The following is a 14,021-nucleotide window of genomic DNA, read 5'->3' as shown; positions in this document are numbered from 1 at the left end:
AGGCCGGGGGCGGCTCGTACTTGACTGTTTTCACCCGATCGTGCTGAGTTGACGACAGGGCTCATGCCGATGTCTATGCTGCGGGGAATCGTGAGTCGCCGTCGAGCGAGGCTGGTGTGCCGGAAACTACGCGAGCGCCACGACTCCGGGGAAACCTGCCCGCGGAGCTGTCCAGCTTTGTGGACCGGGTCGGCGAGCGCGCGGCGCTGAAGCGGCTGCTCACTGCCGCCCGCCTGGTCACGGTCACCGGCGTCGGCGGGGTGGGCAAGACCCGCACGACGCTACGTGTCGCGGCCGAGGTCCAGCGTGCCTTCGCGGACGGCGCCTGGTTCGTCGACCTGTCCGCGCTGGCGCGAGCCGACCTGGTGGTGGAGGCCGTGGGCCAGAGCCTGGGGCTCCGCGACCAGTCGACCCGGCCGCAGGTGGAAATCCTGGCCGAGTACCTGGCGGGTCGCCGGCTGCTGCTGGTGCTCGACAACTGCGAGCACCTGGCCGAGTCGTGCGCGGAGCTGATCGACTCGCTGCTGCGCGCGGCACCCGGCCTGCGGGTGCTGACGACCAGCCGCCAACCGCTGGGCGTGCAGGGCGAGCACGTCTTCCCGCTGCCGCCGCTGCCCGTGGACGACGCCGCGGTGACGCTGTTCGTCGAGCGGGCCCGGGCGTCCGCACCCGGCTTCGCACTGACCGATGCCGACCAGGACGCGGTGGACCGGCTGTGCCGCGGGCTGGACGGTATTCCGCTGGCCATCGAGCTGGCCGCGGTGCGCACCCGCGCGTTGCCGGTGCGGCAGATCGCCGACCTGCTCGACGACCGGTTCACGCTGCTGAGCCGCGGCGGCGCGGGCATCGGCGGCCGGCACGAGTCGCTGCGTACGGCGATCGATTGGAGCTATGGGCTGTGCACCAGGGCCGAAGGGCTGCTGTGGGCCCGGCTGTCGGTCTTCGCCGGTCAGTTCGACCTGGCCGCGGCGCAGCAGGTCGGCGCCGACGGCGAGCTAGCCGGAGCGAACATCGTGCGGCTGGTGGCCGGCCTGGTGGACAAGTCGATCCTGTTGTGCGAGACGCATGCGGCCGGGGCCAGCTACCGGCTGCTGGACACCATCCGCGAGTACGGCCTGGAGCTCCTGCTGAAAACGGGCGAGGAGCGGCGGCTGCGGCGCCGGCATCGCGACTTCTACCTCGAGCTGGCCCGCCGATTCGACGCCGAGTGGTGCGGCCCGGACCAGATCGCCTGGTACCTGCGGCTCAGCCGGGAGCACTCGAACATCCGGGCGGCGCTCGACTTCAGCCTGTCCGATCCGGCCGAGCAGGAGGCCGGCCTGGAGATGGCCGCGGCGCTGGTCTACTTCTGGATCGCCTGCGGACATTGCCGGGAGGGCCGGCACTACCTGGACCTGGCCCTGGGCCTCGACCAGGCGCCCAGCCCCGCGCTGACCAAGGCACTGTGGGTCTGCGCCTGGGTTGCCCAGAGTCAGGGCGACGAGACAGCGGCCAAGGCCCGCGTCGCGCAGTGCCGCCCGCTCGCCGCGGCGCAGGCCGACACCACCGCGGCCGGCTGGATCGCCTACCTGGAGAGTGCCGACGCGACGCTGCACGGCGATCCGGTGCTGGCGGTCGCCCTGGCGGAGGAATCGGTCGACCGGCACCGCAACGGCGGCGATCTGGGCACCGGCCTGCTCGCCGGGCTGGCCGCGCAGAGCATCGCGCTCGCGTTCGCCGGGGAATTCGACCGGGAGATCGCGATCGCCGAGGAAACCCGGCAGTTGTCCGACGAACGGGGCGCGGGCTGGATGCGCTCCTACGCCGACTACCTGCGTGCCCTGGGCGAGGTGGGGCGCGGCGCCCCCGGCGTCGCCGTGCGCTATGCCCGTGACGCGTTGCGCTTCAAACGGCAGCTGGGTGACAGCGCGGGCTGCGCGATGGCGGTCGATGTGCTGGCCACCGCGGCCGCGACTCTGGGCGAAGCCGAACGGGCGGTCCGGCTACTGGGCGTCTCCCAGCGGATCTGGGAGACCGTCGGTCTGCCCCAGCTGGGGTCGGCCGGCATGACCGCCACCCGCGCCCTCGTCGAGGAACAGGCCCGGGCCAAGCTCGGCGATCGCGGCTTCGACGCGGCGCTCGCGGACGGTCTGGGCCTGGACCGGGAAGCGGGCATCGAGTACGCGCTCGACGAGCCTTCGACCCCGCCGGCGGTCCCGCCGCCCGCCGGCTGGGCGCCGCTGACCCGGCGCGAGCACGAGGTCGCCGTGCTCATCGCCGAAGGGCTGACCAACCAGCAGATCGCCGAACGCCTGGTGATCGGACGGCGCACCGCCAACACCCACGTCGAGCACATCCTGACAAAACTCGACTTCACCTCGCGGGCCCAGATCGCCGTCTGGGCCACCGAGCGGCAACTCCTCGACGACTAGATTCGCGGGCTCCTCACGGTGAACGATGCGGTCGATTCGGCTGTCGAGCTGTCGCCGGCGTACACGTCGATGCGGCCGGGCTCGACGATGAACCGGCCGTGGTTGTCGTAGAAGCCGAAGTCGTCGCGGTCCAGCGTGAAGCTGAGCGTGCGGTGCTCGCCGGGCTGGAGCGTCACTCGGGCGAAGTCGCGTAGCCGCCGCACCGGCTGCGAGATGCTCGCGACCGGATCGTGCACGTACAGCTGGACGACCTCGTCGCCGGCGCGGGTGCCGGTGTTGGCCACGTCCACCGAGGCGGTCAGCCGTTTGTCCGCCGCCACGGTGGCCGTGCTGAGCCGCAGGTTCGTCACCGAGAACGTGGTGTAGGACAGGCCGAAGCCGAACGGGTAGAGCGGATCGCAGCTGTCCAGGTCGCGGTACCGCGACACATACTTCTGGCCGACGTCGCAGGGCCGGCCGGTCGGCTCGTGGTTGTAGTAGATCGGCACCTGCCCGATCCGCCGGGGAAACGAGACCGGCAGCTTGCCGCCGGGGTTGACCTTGCCGAACAGGACGTCGGCGACCGCGTTGCCGGCCTGCACTCCTGGGAACCAGGCCTCCAGGACGGCCGGCGCGGACGCGGCGACCCGTTCCAGGGTGAGCGGGCGGCCGTTGAACAGCACGACCACGAAGGGCTTGCCGGTGGCCTTGATCGCGTCGATCAGCTCCTGCTGCCGGCCCGGCAGGTCCAGGTCGCTGCGGGCGGCCGCCTCGCCGCTCATCTCGCGCGACTCGCCCAGCGCCAGCACGACCTGGTCGGCCTGGCGGGCGGTGGCGACTGCCTCGGCGAACCCGTCCCCCGGGCAATCCGCGGCCGGGTCGTAGTCCGGGGGTTCGGTGTGCGGCAAAGCGCACGCCTGCGCGTACGTCGTGGTCCCGGTGCTCTGCGCCCGGATCCCGGTCAGCGTGGTGACCGCGTCCTCGTCCCGGCCGATGCCCCACCACGGGCCGAGCATCGCGTGGCCGTCGTCGGCGAGCGGGCCGATCACGGCGGTGTTCTTGGCCGGGTCCAGCGGCAGCGTCGCGCCGGTGTTCTGCAGCAGGACCATCGACCGGCCGGCGGCCCGCCGGGCGGCGGCAACCGCGTCCGGAAGAAGCTGAGCGGCCTCGGCCTTGGACACGTCCACATACGGGTGCTCGAACAGCCCGGCACGGAATTTCACGCGCAGGATCCGCCGCACGGCGTCATTGATCCGGCTCCGCGAGATCCGGTGCTGCGCCACCAGCTCGGCGCCGTAGTCGCGCAGGAACGTGCTGGTCATCTCCGAGTCGGTGCCGGAGTTGAGGGCCAGCGCGGCCGCGTCGGGCCCGTCCGCTGCCACGCCGTGACCGCAGGGACCGCTGTCGGGCCGGACCGGTGGGCAGGCTCGCATCTCGGCCACGGCCGTGTAGTCGCTCTCGATGAAGCCGTCGAACCCCCATTCCCCCTTGAGGATCCCGGATTCCGTGTACGGGTCGCCGCAGCCGGGCACGCCGTTGATCGCGTTGAACGAGCACATCGCCGTGTCCGCGCCGGCCCGGACGGCGGCCTGGAACGGCGGCAGGTACAGGTTGCGCAGCCGCTGCTCGGACAGGTCCGTCGTGTTGTAGTCACGGCCGCCCTCCGGTTGCCCGTACGCGGCGTAGTGCTTGGGACTGGCGATCACCTTGTCCGGCGCGCTGTAGTCCTTGCCCTGGGCCGCGCCCACCCGCGCGGCGGCAAAGACGGAGCCCAGGTACGGATCCTCGCCGGCGCCCTCGGCGATACGGCCCCAGCGCGGCTCGTGCGACACGTCGACCATCGGGCCGTAGATCTGCTTGAGACCGACCGCGGCGGACTCGCGCGCCCCGATCCGGTCGTCGTCGGCGGCCACCGACGGATCGAAGCTGCTAGCGGCGCCCAGCGGGATCGGGAAGACGGTGCGGAAGCCGTGGATGGTGTCGAAGGCGAACAACAGCGGGATGTGCAGCCGTGACTGCTCGACGGCGATGTGCTGGAGCTGGTTGATCCGCACCGGGTCGGTGAGGCTGAAGGCCGAGCCGAGCCCGCGGCGTACCTCGTCGTCGGTGACCATGAAGTCGGGCAGCAGTTGCAGCTGCTCCAGCTTCTCGGACAACGTCATCCGGGCCAGCAGCGCGTTGACCCGCTCCTCAACGGATGGTGGCCCGCCGGGCGCGCTCCCCGCGCCCGTGGTGCCGAACAGCGTGACTGCCACCGCCGCGGCGGCAATTGCCCGCATTTTCACCATCTCGCCGCACCCCCTTGGGCCCGCGGATTAGACGATCGTGGATGTATTCCGCTCCGGAGCGTACGCGCATCGTGACCGTCAGGCGACCGGCGCGGCGCTCGGGTGGCGCCGTGGCCCTACCTTGTGCGGCGAGCCACCAATTCATGGGGGTCATTCGATGAAGTCGAGAGCCGTTCGCATTGTCGCGGCGCCGATGTGCCTCGCCCTTACTCTGCAGTCCTGCGCGAGCGGAGCCGGCGAACCGTCCGGGACCGCGACGGTCGCCGCGACCCCCATCGCGTCCGACCCGTCGGTCCTTCCGTCGCCGACCCGGCTGCCGGCCGAGCAACCCGACGGCCAGCCGGACCTGGGCCCGTTCCGATCCGCCACGCTCACTGTGCCCGACTGGGGGCCCACCGCCGGCAGCGGTTGCAGCGAGGGGTGGATAACCCTGACCGACGGCGGGCAGGAGAGTAACGACCAGCATCGGCCGGTGAACGTCCTGTCGTACGTCGCGGTGGATGTCGACCACGACGGCGCCAAGGACTACGTGGCTCACCTGATGTGTGGCGAAGGGCCCGAGGCCGGCGGAAGCCAGGTCGTCGCGTACCGGCTCGACGGCCGGGAACTGCGGCCGATCGGCCGGATCGTCGGCACCCAGGACGGGTTCGCCATGATGGACCACATCGAGGCCCGCAGTGGTGGCCGGGTCGCGGTCCTGGTGGCCAAGGAGTACACCGACGGCGGCGAGGAGACCGTGCCGAACCAGTGGCGCACGTACGCCTGGCGGCAGGGCCGGTTCCGGCAGGTGGACGGTCCCACGACGTTTCCGGCGAAGTCACCGGCGGCCCGGTTGTCCGTCGTCCCGTCGGTGCTGACGTTCCGGCAGATCGGCAGCGGGTTCGCGGGCCGGATGACGGTGGCGGTGAGCAACGACGGCGACGTCGACGTCGCCCGGCTGGAGATCCGGCTGATCCTGCCGGGCCAGGTTCAGCCGGCGGGTGCCGACTGGGCGGGCTGCACCACGGGTCCCGAGGAGACCACCTTCGTTTGTGTGGTCGCCGGACCACGGGCACGATCGCGCATCTCGATGCCGTTCACCTTCGTGGCGTCGGACAAGCCGGTACCGGTCGACGACGAGGTCGGCAACGGCAACCACCAAGTGTGGATCACGCAGCGGCCGCCGTTCGGCGGGCAGGTGCTGATCAACGACCCGGACGCGCTCATCCCGATCACCCTGCCCTGACCGGGCAACGGTCTACCGCCCCGAGGGCCAGGCAATCGCGGAGACGGAGGGCCGTCCGGCAACCACGTCGAGTGGTCCTTCATCGACATCATGCGCATCCGCGACGGCAAGATTGTCGAGCACTGGACGAGCATGGACCTGGAGGCCCTGCGCGCCCAGATGCGCCCCGGATGAGCCGAACCTCAGCGGTCGCCCGAGAGCCGGATCATGTTCCACGACAGGGGCGGCAGCACAGCGGTCGCCCGGCCGCCGGACGCCTTGAGGTCCTCGAGCGGGCGCGGAGCTACCCGGTCGGGCTGTTCGGCGGTGTTCACCGCCTCCGGGTCGCTGTCGTAGACGGCCAGGTGCTTCCCCACCGTCAGGTCGGGGCAGGCTCGCAGATCCAGGTCGAGGGTCAGGGGCTGCCCCTGGTCCCGGTTGACGGCGAACAGCGTGACCTCGCCGGACTCTTCGTCCCGTACGGCCGCCGCGGCGAGGACGGGGACTTCTCCCTGTGCCGCGGTCTCGTGGGTGGGCGCCACGGCGTCGGTCCGCAGCACCGTGCCCCGGCCGTGCCGCGAGGTCAGCGCGAACGGGTGGAAGGTGGCCTGCCGCCACGCCGGGCCGCCCGGCTCCGAGCGGATCGGCGCGATGACGTTGACCAGCTGGGCGAGACAGCCGATCTTCACCCGGTCGGCGTGCCGCAGCAGCGTGATGAGCAGGTCGCCGACGACGACCGCGTCGGTCACCGAGTAGGTGTCCTCGATCAGGCGCGGCGCCTCCGCCCAGTCGAGGTTCTCCTCACCGGCGAAGCGGCTCTGGTACCAGACGTTCCACTCGTCGACCGCCAGATTGATGCGCTTGCGGTGACCGTTCTTCGCCCGTACGTGATCGCAGGTTGCCACCACCGCGTCGATGAAGCGATCGAAGTCCACCGCGCGCGCGAGGAAGCTGTCCCGGTCGTCGCCGATCTGTTCGTAGTAGGTGTGCAGGGAAACGTAGTCGACGAGGTCGTAGGTCTCCTCGAGGACCGTCGCCTCCCACCCGCCGAACGTGGGCATCTGCTGGTTGGAGCTTCCGCACGCGGACAACTCGATGCCCGGGTCGACGCGGCGCATCGCCTTGGCAGTTTCGGCGGCCAGGCGCGCGTACTCGTACGCCGTCTTGTGGCCGATCTGCCACGGCCCGTCCATCTCGTTGCCGAGGCACCACAGCTTCACGTCGTACGGCTGCGCCGAACCGTTGGCCCGGCGCAGGTCGGACCAGTAGGTGCCGGACGGGTGGTTGCAGTACTCGACCAGGTCGCGCGCGGCGTCCAGCCCTCGCGTGCCGAGGTTGACCGCCATCATCGGCGCGCTACCGACGTTCCGGCACCAGCGCAGGAAGTCGTCCACGCCGACCTGGTTGGTCTCGATCGACCGCCACGCCAGGTCGAGCCGGCGCGGCCGCTGCTCGCGCGGGCCGATGCCGTCCTCCCACTTGTACGCGGAGACGAAGTTCCCGCCGGGGTAGCGCACCAGCGGCACGCCGAGCTCACGGATCAGGCCGGCCACATCCTGCCGGAATCCGGCCTCGTCGGCACTCGGATGGCCGGGCTCGTAGATGCCGGTGTAGACGCACCGGCCCATGTGTTCCACGAACGATCCGAACAGCCGCGGGTCCACATCGGAGACTCGCAAGGCAGGGTCGACGGTGAGGGACGCGCGATTCAAAAGATCACCCCTTGAGCCCGGTGCCGGCGATGCCCTCGACGATGCGGCGCTGGAAGAACAGGAAGATGAGTACGAGTGGAAGCGCGCCGAGGATCGCGGAGGCCATCGTGTCCGCGTACCGGATGCCGTAGCTGCCCTGGACGGTGGCCAGGCCGACCGGGATGGTCATGAGCTTGGGGTTCGACAACACCAGCAGCGGCCAGAGCAGGTTGTTCCAGCTCCACACGAAGGTGAAGATCGCCACCGCGGAGACCACCGGCCGGCTGAGGGGCAGGACGATGCGCCAGTACGTGCGGAAGAAGCCGGCGCCGTCCACGCGCGCCGCCTCGTCGAGGTCGCGCGGCAGGCCGTCGAAGAACTGCTTGAAGATGAACACCGCGATGGCGAACGGGATCTGCGGCAGGATCACCGCCCAGTACGTGTTCAGCAGATGCAGCGCGCCGAACTCCCGGAACTGCGGAACGATCAGCGCCTGCTGCGGGATCATGATGCCGATCAGGATGAACCAGAACACCACCCACCGGTATCGGAAGCGCATGCGGGAGAGCGCGTACGCGGCCATGCTGCCGGTGAGCACGGTCCCGGCCGCGATGGTCAGCGACGTGATGAAGCTGGAGGCGTACCAGTTCCAGATGTCGCCCTGAGCGAAGATCGTGCGGAACGACTCCAGCGTGGGGTTGTCGATCCACCACGTGGTCTTGGTGGTCTCGGCGTTGGGCTTGAGCGCGGTGTCGACGGCCCAGGCAAGGGGGACCAGCCAGATCAGCGCGAACGCGATCAGCACTCCTACGCAGACGCCGTTGAACAACCTCAGCCGGCGATCGACGGCGGCCTGGGTCACCTCCGGACGCGTGCCGTTTCGTACCCCGGTGTCAGTGGCGAGCGTGGTCATCTCACAACCCCTGTTCCTGACGGCGGGTGAGGAACACCCACACGGCGGACACGGCGAGCACGAGGATGAAGAACAGTGTCGACACCGCGGCGGCGTAACCCGTGCGGAAGTCGGTGAAGCCCATGTCGTACACGTATTGGAGGGCGGGCCGGGTGGCGAAGTTGGGGCCGCCGCTGGTCATCAGGTAGGGCTGGTCGAAGATCTTCAGCGACGCGATGATCTGCAACACGATCACCAGTGAGGTCGTGCGGCTGAGCATCGGGATGGTGATCCGGCGGATCTGCTGCCACGGGGTCGCGCCGTCCATCGAGGCGGCCTCGTACAGGTCCCGCGGGATGTCCTGCAGGCCGGCCAGGTAGAGCACGAAGTTGAAGCCGAGCGTCCACCAGACCGTGGCGAAGGCCAGCGACCACATCGCCAGATTCGGGCCGCCCAGCCAGTTCGGCTCGTCGAAGCCCAGGCTCGTCACGACCTTGCCGAGCAGGCCGAGCTCCGGGGTGTACAGCCAGATCCAGATCAGCGCCACCACCGCCGACGGCAGGATGTACGGCAGGAAGAACGCCAGCCGGAAGAACCAGCGTCCACGGCGGGCGCGGTCGGCGAGCAGCGCGAAGACGAAGGCCAGGACAACCAGCGGCGGCACGGTGAGGATCGTGAACCAGATCGTGTGCCACATCGACGCCCAGAAGTCCGAGCTGCTCAGCGCCTCGGAGAAGTTGCCGAACCCGGCGAAGCCGCCCAGGCCCGGCTTCGTGAGGCTGGTGTTGAAGAAGCTCATCACGACCATGTAGATCGACGGTCCGATGATGAACAGCAGGTACAGCGCGAGGAACGGCGCCATCATGAGCCACGCGGGCTTGGCGTGGCCGTGCTCGGTCACCCGGGTGGTGTCGGTGTCGACGGGCCGGACCGGCCGGTCCTCGGTGGTCTCGTAATCGGCGGTGATGGTCACGGCGCGTACCTCCTCAGACCGGCGACGCGGCGCTCGCGAGCGCGGAGAGCTTGGACCGGATCTGCGTGATCGCGGCGTCCGGCGACAGCTGGCCGGCCTCGACGGCGCCGATGGCCGAGCCCATGATGATTTCGAAGTCCGAGCCGGAGCCGGAGTACCAGCCGGGCGGGTCGTACACCGCCGAGTCGGCGGCCGCCGCGTAGTTCGACTGGGGGGTGAGCTTCTTGAACGCGTCGCTCTGCGCGACCGGCAGCCAGGTCGGGATGTGGCCGCCCTGCGCCCACGTCATGCTCTGGTCGAGCATCGACTTGATGAAGCCCAGCGACCGGTCCAGCTGACCCTCGGCGGCGACGCCGCCGCGCGGGACGATCAGCGTGTGCGAGTCGGCCTGGACCGCGTACGTGCCGCCGAAGACGTTGGGCACCAGCGTCATGCCGAACGGCATCTTCGCGGTCTGGAAGGTGCTGATCTCCCACTCGCCGTTGAGGTGGAAGCCGGACGCCCCGTTCGCGAACAAGGCGATCGCGCCCTGATAGTCGATGCTGCCGGGCATCAGCTTCCTCTCGACGGTGAGCCCACGCATGAAGGTGAGCACCTGCATGGCCTTCGCGTCGTCCAGCACCACCTTGGTGCCCTCGTCGCTGAGCACCTCGCCGCCGAGCTGTGAATAGAGCGTCTGGAAGAACCGCCACGGGGTCGCCGTGTCGGCGTTGATCCCGTGCGTGGCGCCGTACTGGCCGGTCACCTTCTGCACCTTGGTCAGCGCCTCGGTGAAGGCGTCCGGCCCCTGGATGGGCGCCAGGTTGCCGGCCGCGTCCAGCAGTCCGGCCTTCCCGCAGATCTCGGTGTTGTAGAACAGCACGAACGGGTGCGTGTCGATCGGGATCGCGTAGATCCTGCCGTCGACCAGGCCGGCGTTCCAGGCGCGCTGGTTGAACATCTCGGCCGACATGCCGTGCCGGGCAAGGTCCGCCGGCGTGAGCTCCTCCAGCAGGTCGGCGGACTGCAGCGTCTTCATGCGGGTCAGATGCGCGACCGCCACGTTCGGCGGCTTCCGGCCCACCGTGGCGAGGGTGAGCTTGGTGTAGTAGGGATTGCCCCAGGCCAGCGTCACCGCCTGCAGCGGGGTGCCGGGGTTGGCCTGGCGGTAGGCGTCCTCCATCTGCTGCATGCGGACGCCGTCGCCGCCACCGAAGAGATTCCAGTAATCGATGGTGCCGGGGTCGAGCTGGCTGCCGGCGATGCCAGCGCCCACCGGGGAGGAACAGGCGGCGAGGGAGACCGCGCCGAGGCCGGCAAAGGCGCCTTTCAATATCGTACGGCGTGACAGCGGTGCACTCATGAGCTCCGTCCTCTCATCGACCCGCGGCTTGCCCGAGACACCGCCGGACCGTCGCCACGAGCTCTTCCCAACCGGCGAAGCGCTGACCGTCGTGGGTGGCGGCATCGACGACCTCGCCCTGCAGGACGACTCCCCGGCGGTCGAGCACGATCCTGAGCACCAAGGCGACCACCCGCCGGTCGGCGAGCGAGTCTTCGTACCGGTGATCGTTCGAGGCCACCTCGACGGTCTACGCCCTCGCGGTGAGAACTGACTGAGGTTTGACTGAGGTCATACCGCCGGATGACCCCGCCGCAGCTGCGCGAACAGGTCGTCGGTCGCCGGCTCCGGCGCGGCCTGGAACTCGCGGCGCAGGATGTCGCGGCACAGCCGGTACTGCTTCATCGCCTGGGCCCGCTGGCCGAGCCGGGCGTAGCAGCGCATGACCGCGCGGTGCGCGTCCTCCCGGCAGGGATCGGCCAGCAGAAGGCGGTGAGCGTACTGCAGCGCCGTGCCGTTGTCGCCCAGGTCGAAGTAGTAGTCCGTCAGGTGTGCCAGCGCTCCCAGGTGGAGCGCCCGCAACCGCTCCCGCTCGATCACCACGTTCAGGCTCGTTCCGCCCGGGCAGAGATCACCCTGGTAGATGCTCAGCCCCTCCTCGAACGTGGCGGCGGCGCCGGCCCGGTCGCCCATCCGGAGTTGACGGGAGCCAAGTTCCGTACAGCTGTCGAAGCGCAGGGTGTCCACATCGATGCCGGCCGAGAGGTTCAGCTGATAGCCGTCATCCGTACGGATCAGCGGCGGATCGCCGGCCAGCGCGTCGGCGAGCAGGCGGCGCAGCGCGTGCACCAGGGTGTTCAGCGACTGGCTCGCGTGGTCGAGATCCATCCCGGGCCACAGTGCCTCGAGCAGCGCGTCCCGCGTGGCCTGCTGGTGCTCGTGCAGCGCCAGCGCCGACAGCAAGGACTTGATCTTGCCGCCATGGCGCAGCGGTAGCCGCTGTCCCTGTTTGAACACCTGGAACTGACCGAGGAGACAGATCAGTACGGCCGGGGAGTTTCCGGCAGGGCCGGGTGCCAGCCAGGTGGACGTACCACTTGTCATGGTCAGTCCCGCATTGCTAAAGGTGGTGGTTCAACGTTGAACCGGGCAGTTATCCTTATGATTGTGTCCCGCCGGCCTCATTGGCAAGAGCCCTCCATATGACGAAGCGTGTGACGCTGAGCGACGTGGCGCTCCGTGCCGGGGTTTCGGCGAAGACCGTCTCGAACGTCGTCAACGGCACCGGCCGCTTCAGCCCCGAGGTGCGCGCCCGCGTCGAGTCGGCCGTGGCCGCTCTGAACTACGTTCCCAACCTCTCCGCGCGCGGCCTGCGGAACGGTCGCACCGGCCTGATCTGCCTGGCGCTACCAAATCTGAGCACGCCCTACTCGGCGGAGTTGATTCGCGAGTTCGCTCTCGCCGCTGCCCGGCGCGATCTCGGCGTGCAGATCGAGGAGACCGGTTTCGACAACTACCAGCGGGAGCGCCACCTGCTGTCCCGAGCCCGGCGGCACCTGGTCGACGGATTGATCATGAGCCCGGTGCTCCTCACCAGCGTCGCCCTCCAGCCGACCCCGGCCACCCCGCCGATGGTGTTCCTCGGCGAGGTGCAACAGGACACCACCGACCATGTGTGGGTCGACAACGTGGCGGCCAGCAGGGACATGGTCGAGCATCTCATCGGCCTCGGGCATCGCCGGATAGCGATGCTGGGCCTGTTCGAGTCGGAGAGCGCGCGCCTGCGCCGGAAGGGGTACCGGCAGGCGCTGACCGCCGCGGGTCTAGCCCCCTCGGCCGACCTCGAGATCCCCAACCCGACCTGGACGACCGCCGCCGCCGCGGCGGCGCTCGACCAGTACCTCGACCACCGGCAGCTGCCCGACGCGATCTTCTGCCTGACCGACTCGCAGGCGCTCGGCGCGCTCAACGCCCTGTGGCGCCGCGGGATCCGCGTCCCCGATGACGTCTCGGTCGCCGGCTACGACGACATCACCGACGGGCGCTACGCCGTGCCGCCGCTGACCACCGTCGGCATCGACAAGGCCCGGCTGGCCGAGGCGGCGATCGACCTGCTGATCGAGCGGATCGCCGAGCCCCGGCGCCGGCCGCGACGGGTCACCATTCCGTACCAGATCCTCCCTCGGCAAAGCAGCAGGCCGCCGCGCTGAAGCGGTGGCTGTCGGATCTCCAACGCAAGAGCCTTTGTGGCGTCACACCGGCGGCACCATGCGACGGTGAGCCTCACCGCCGGGTCGTGGCGGCTAGTGGAGCTGGCTGACGGCTTTCTCGTCACCCAGCTGCTCTATGCCGCGGCTGAGCTACGGCTGGCCGATGTGCTGGCGGCTGGTCCCGCCGACGGGCCGGCCGTTGCCCGGGCGGTCGGCGCCGACCCGGGCGCCGTCACCCGCATCCTGCGCGGGCTGTGCGCGGCCGAGGTGTTCGCCGAGACCGAGTCCGGCCGGTTCTCGCTCGGCCCGCTGGGTGAGTATCTGCGTGACGGCGTACCGGGATCGCAGCGCGGGCCGATCCTCGCGCGCGGCGCCCTCTACTACGCCGCCGCCGACGGTCTGCTCGGTGCGGCCCGGACCGGCGGGAACGCCTTCGAGCAGACGTACGGTGAGTCGTTCTTCGCCCATCTACAGCGGGTCGCGGCGCACCGCCAGGCGTTCGAAGCGTCCATGGCCGGCCGCGCCCAGCACGAGGCCGACGCCGTGGTGGCCGCCTACGACATGAACGGGATCGGCCATCTCGTCGATGTCGGCGTCGGCCCCGGCCTGATGGCCCGCGCCGCGCTCCGGGCGGTTCCCTCGATGACCGCGACGCTGGTCGACCGGCCGGCAACGTTGGATCGCGCGCGAGGCGAGATGGCCGATGCGGATCTCACCGAGCGGTGCACGTTCGTGGCCGCGGATTTCTTCGAGTCGGTTCCGGGCGGCGGCGACGCCTACCTGCTGTCCCGGGTCCTGCACGATTGGCACGACCAGGACGCCGGACGGATCCTGCGGCGCTGCCGGGAGGCCATGCCGGCGCACGCCCGCCTGCTGGTGGTCGACGCGGTCATGCCGGAGCTGGCCCGCGACGTGCCCGCCGCGATCCGGATGGATCTGCTGATGCTGCTGCTGTTCAACGGCCGCGAACGCACCCGCGACGAGTTCGGCCTGCTGCTCGCTGAGTCCGGATTCAGCATCCGGCGGATCGTCCCGACCGGCTCGCCCACCGG

At 70.0% G+C, this 14,021-nt stretch carries 11 protein-coding genes and 1 pseudogene; 6 read left to right on the top strand and 6 right to left on the bottom strand.

What is annotated here, in order from left to right; translation table 11 throughout:
* The first annotated feature begins 116 nt into the window (after positions 1-116).
* A complete protein-coding gene (locus ACQPZX_RS14575; RefSeq protein ID WP_433380043.1) occupies positions 117-2,411 on the top strand; it encodes an ATP-binding protein in 2,295 nt (764 codons plus the stop codon).
* Here ACQPZX_RS14575 and bglX read toward each other — a convergent pair.
* On the bottom strand, positions 2,408-4,669 hold the full coding sequence (gene bglX / locus ACQPZX_RS14570; protein WP_433380040.1) for a beta-glucosidase BglX: 2,262 nt from the start codon (positions 4,667-4,669) through the stop codon (positions 2,408-2,410). The two genes, ACQPZX_RS14575 and bglX, sit on opposite strands and share 4 nt — an antisense overlap.
* Before the next feature lie 166 nt (positions 4,670-4,835).
* Between bglX and ACQPZX_RS14565 the strand changes: the two genes are divergently transcribed.
* Both ACQPZX_RS14565 and ACQPZX_RS14560 read left to right on the top strand, forming a co-directional pair.
* Positions 4,836-5,903, top strand: coding sequence for a hypothetical protein (locus ACQPZX_RS14565; RefSeq protein WP_433380037.1), 1,068 nt, complete (start codon positions 4,836-4,838; stop codon positions 5,901-5,903).
* Positions 5,904-5,993: 90 nt separating this feature from the next.
* Positions 5,994-6,077: a hypothetical protein gene (locus tag ACQPZX_RS14560; protein ID WP_433385236.1), complete on the top strand. Its 84-nt coding sequence runs from the start codon at positions 5,994-5,996 to the stop codon at positions 6,075-6,077.
* An 8-nt stretch (positions 6,078-6,085) separates the two neighbouring features.
* Here the strand turns inward: ACQPZX_RS14560 and ACQPZX_RS14555 are convergent, their stop codons facing one another.
* The 4 genes from ACQPZX_RS14555 to ACQPZX_RS14540 are packed head-to-tail and all read right to left on the bottom strand — an operon-like array spanning position 6,086 to position 10,780.
* A complete protein-coding gene (locus ACQPZX_RS14555) occupies positions 6,086-7,594 on the bottom strand; it encodes an alpha-N-arabinofuranosidase (RefSeq protein ID WP_433380034.1) in 1,509 nt (502 codons plus the stop codon).
* Between the two features lie 4 nt (positions 7,595-7,598).
* Positions 7,599-8,486, bottom strand: coding sequence for a carbohydrate ABC transporter permease (locus ACQPZX_RS14550; protein WP_433380031.1), 888 nt, complete (start codon positions 8,484-8,486; stop codon positions 7,599-7,601).
* 1 nt (position 8,487) lies between these two features.
* Entirely contained in the window at positions 8,488-9,438 is a 951-nt protein-coding gene (locus tag ACQPZX_RS14545; RefSeq protein WP_433380028.1) for a carbohydrate ABC transporter permease, read from the bottom strand.
* A 13-nt stretch (positions 9,439-9,451) separates the two neighbouring features.
* Positions 9,452-10,780, bottom strand: a complete 1,329-nt coding sequence (locus tag ACQPZX_RS14540) for an extracellular solute-binding protein (RefSeq protein WP_433380025.1) — start codon at positions 10,778-10,780, stop codon at positions 9,452-9,454.
* On the opposite strand from ACQPZX_RS14540, the gene ACQPZX_RS14535 reads away from it, so the two are divergent.
* Positions 10,779-11,033 (top strand): hypothetical protein, encoded by a 255-nt coding sequence (locus tag ACQPZX_RS14535; protein WP_433380022.1) that lies wholly within the window; start codon positions 10,779-10,781, stop codon positions 11,031-11,033. The genes ACQPZX_RS14540 and ACQPZX_RS14535 overlap by 2 nt on opposite strands.
* A gap of 17 nt (positions 11,034-11,050) precedes the next feature.
* Here ACQPZX_RS14535 and ACQPZX_RS14530 read toward each other — a convergent pair whose 3' ends face one another.
* The gene (locus tag ACQPZX_RS14530; RefSeq protein WP_433380019.1) at positions 11,051-11,863 is read right to left on the bottom strand and encodes an AfsR/SARP family transcriptional regulator; all 813 of its coding nucleotides are present in this window, start codon (positions 11,861-11,863) and stop codon (positions 11,051-11,053) included.
* A gap of 98 nt (positions 11,864-11,961) precedes the next feature.
* Between ACQPZX_RS14530 and ACQPZX_RS14525 the strand changes: the two genes are divergently transcribed.
* Together ACQPZX_RS14525 and ACQPZX_RS14520 are read left to right on the top strand one after the other, a co-directional pair.
* A complete protein-coding gene (locus ACQPZX_RS14525) occupies positions 11,962-12,969 on the top strand; it encodes a LacI family DNA-binding transcriptional regulator (protein WP_433380016.1) in 1,008 nt (335 codons plus the stop codon).
* A gap of 36 nt (positions 12,970-13,005) precedes the next feature.
* Positions 13,006-13,926: pseudogene (locus tag ACQPZX_RS14520) on the top strand (methyltransferase); the annotation flags it as partial.
* Between the last annotated feature and the right edge of the window lie 95 nt (positions 13,927-14,021).

The organism is Actinoplanes sp. CA-142083 (assembly GCF_050942195.1).
Classification (GTDB): Bacteria; Actinomycetota; Actinomycetes; order Mycobacteriales; family Micromonosporaceae; genus Actinoplanes.
The sequence above is the reverse complement of the archived record's forward strand: the minus strand, read 5'-3'. Positions and strand labels throughout refer to the sequence as shown.

Coding starts and splice junctions, on each gene's coding strand:
- bglX (WP_433380040.1), bottom strand. CDS start 4,669: ATGCGGGCAATTGCCGCCGCGGCGGTGGCAGTCACGCTGTTCGGCACC.
- ACQPZX_RS14565 (WP_433380037.1), top strand. CDS start 4,836: ATGAAGTCGAGAGCCGTTCGCATTGTCGCGGCGCCGATGTGCCTCGCC.
- ACQPZX_RS14560 (WP_433385236.1), top strand. CDS start 5,994: ATGCGCATCCGCGACGGCAAGATTGTCGAGCACTGGACGAGCATGGAC.
- ACQPZX_RS14550 (WP_433380031.1), bottom strand. CDS start 8,486: ATGACCACGCTCGCCACTGACACCGGGGTACGAAACGGCACGCGTCCG.
- ACQPZX_RS14535 (WP_433380022.1), top strand. CDS start 10,779: ATGAGCTCCGTCCTCTCATCGACCCGCGGCTTGCCCGAGACACCGCCG.
- ACQPZX_RS14540 (WP_433380025.1), bottom strand. CDS start 10,780: ATGAGTGCACCGCTGTCACGCCGTACGATATTGAAAGGCGCCTTTGCC.
- ACQPZX_RS14530 (WP_433380019.1), bottom strand. CDS start 11,863: ATGACAAGTGGTACGTCCACCTGGCTGGCACCCGGCCCTGCCGGAAAC.
- ACQPZX_RS14525 (WP_433380016.1), top strand. CDS start 11,962: ATGACGAAGCGTGTGACGCTGAGCGACGTGGCGCTCCGTGCCGGGGTT.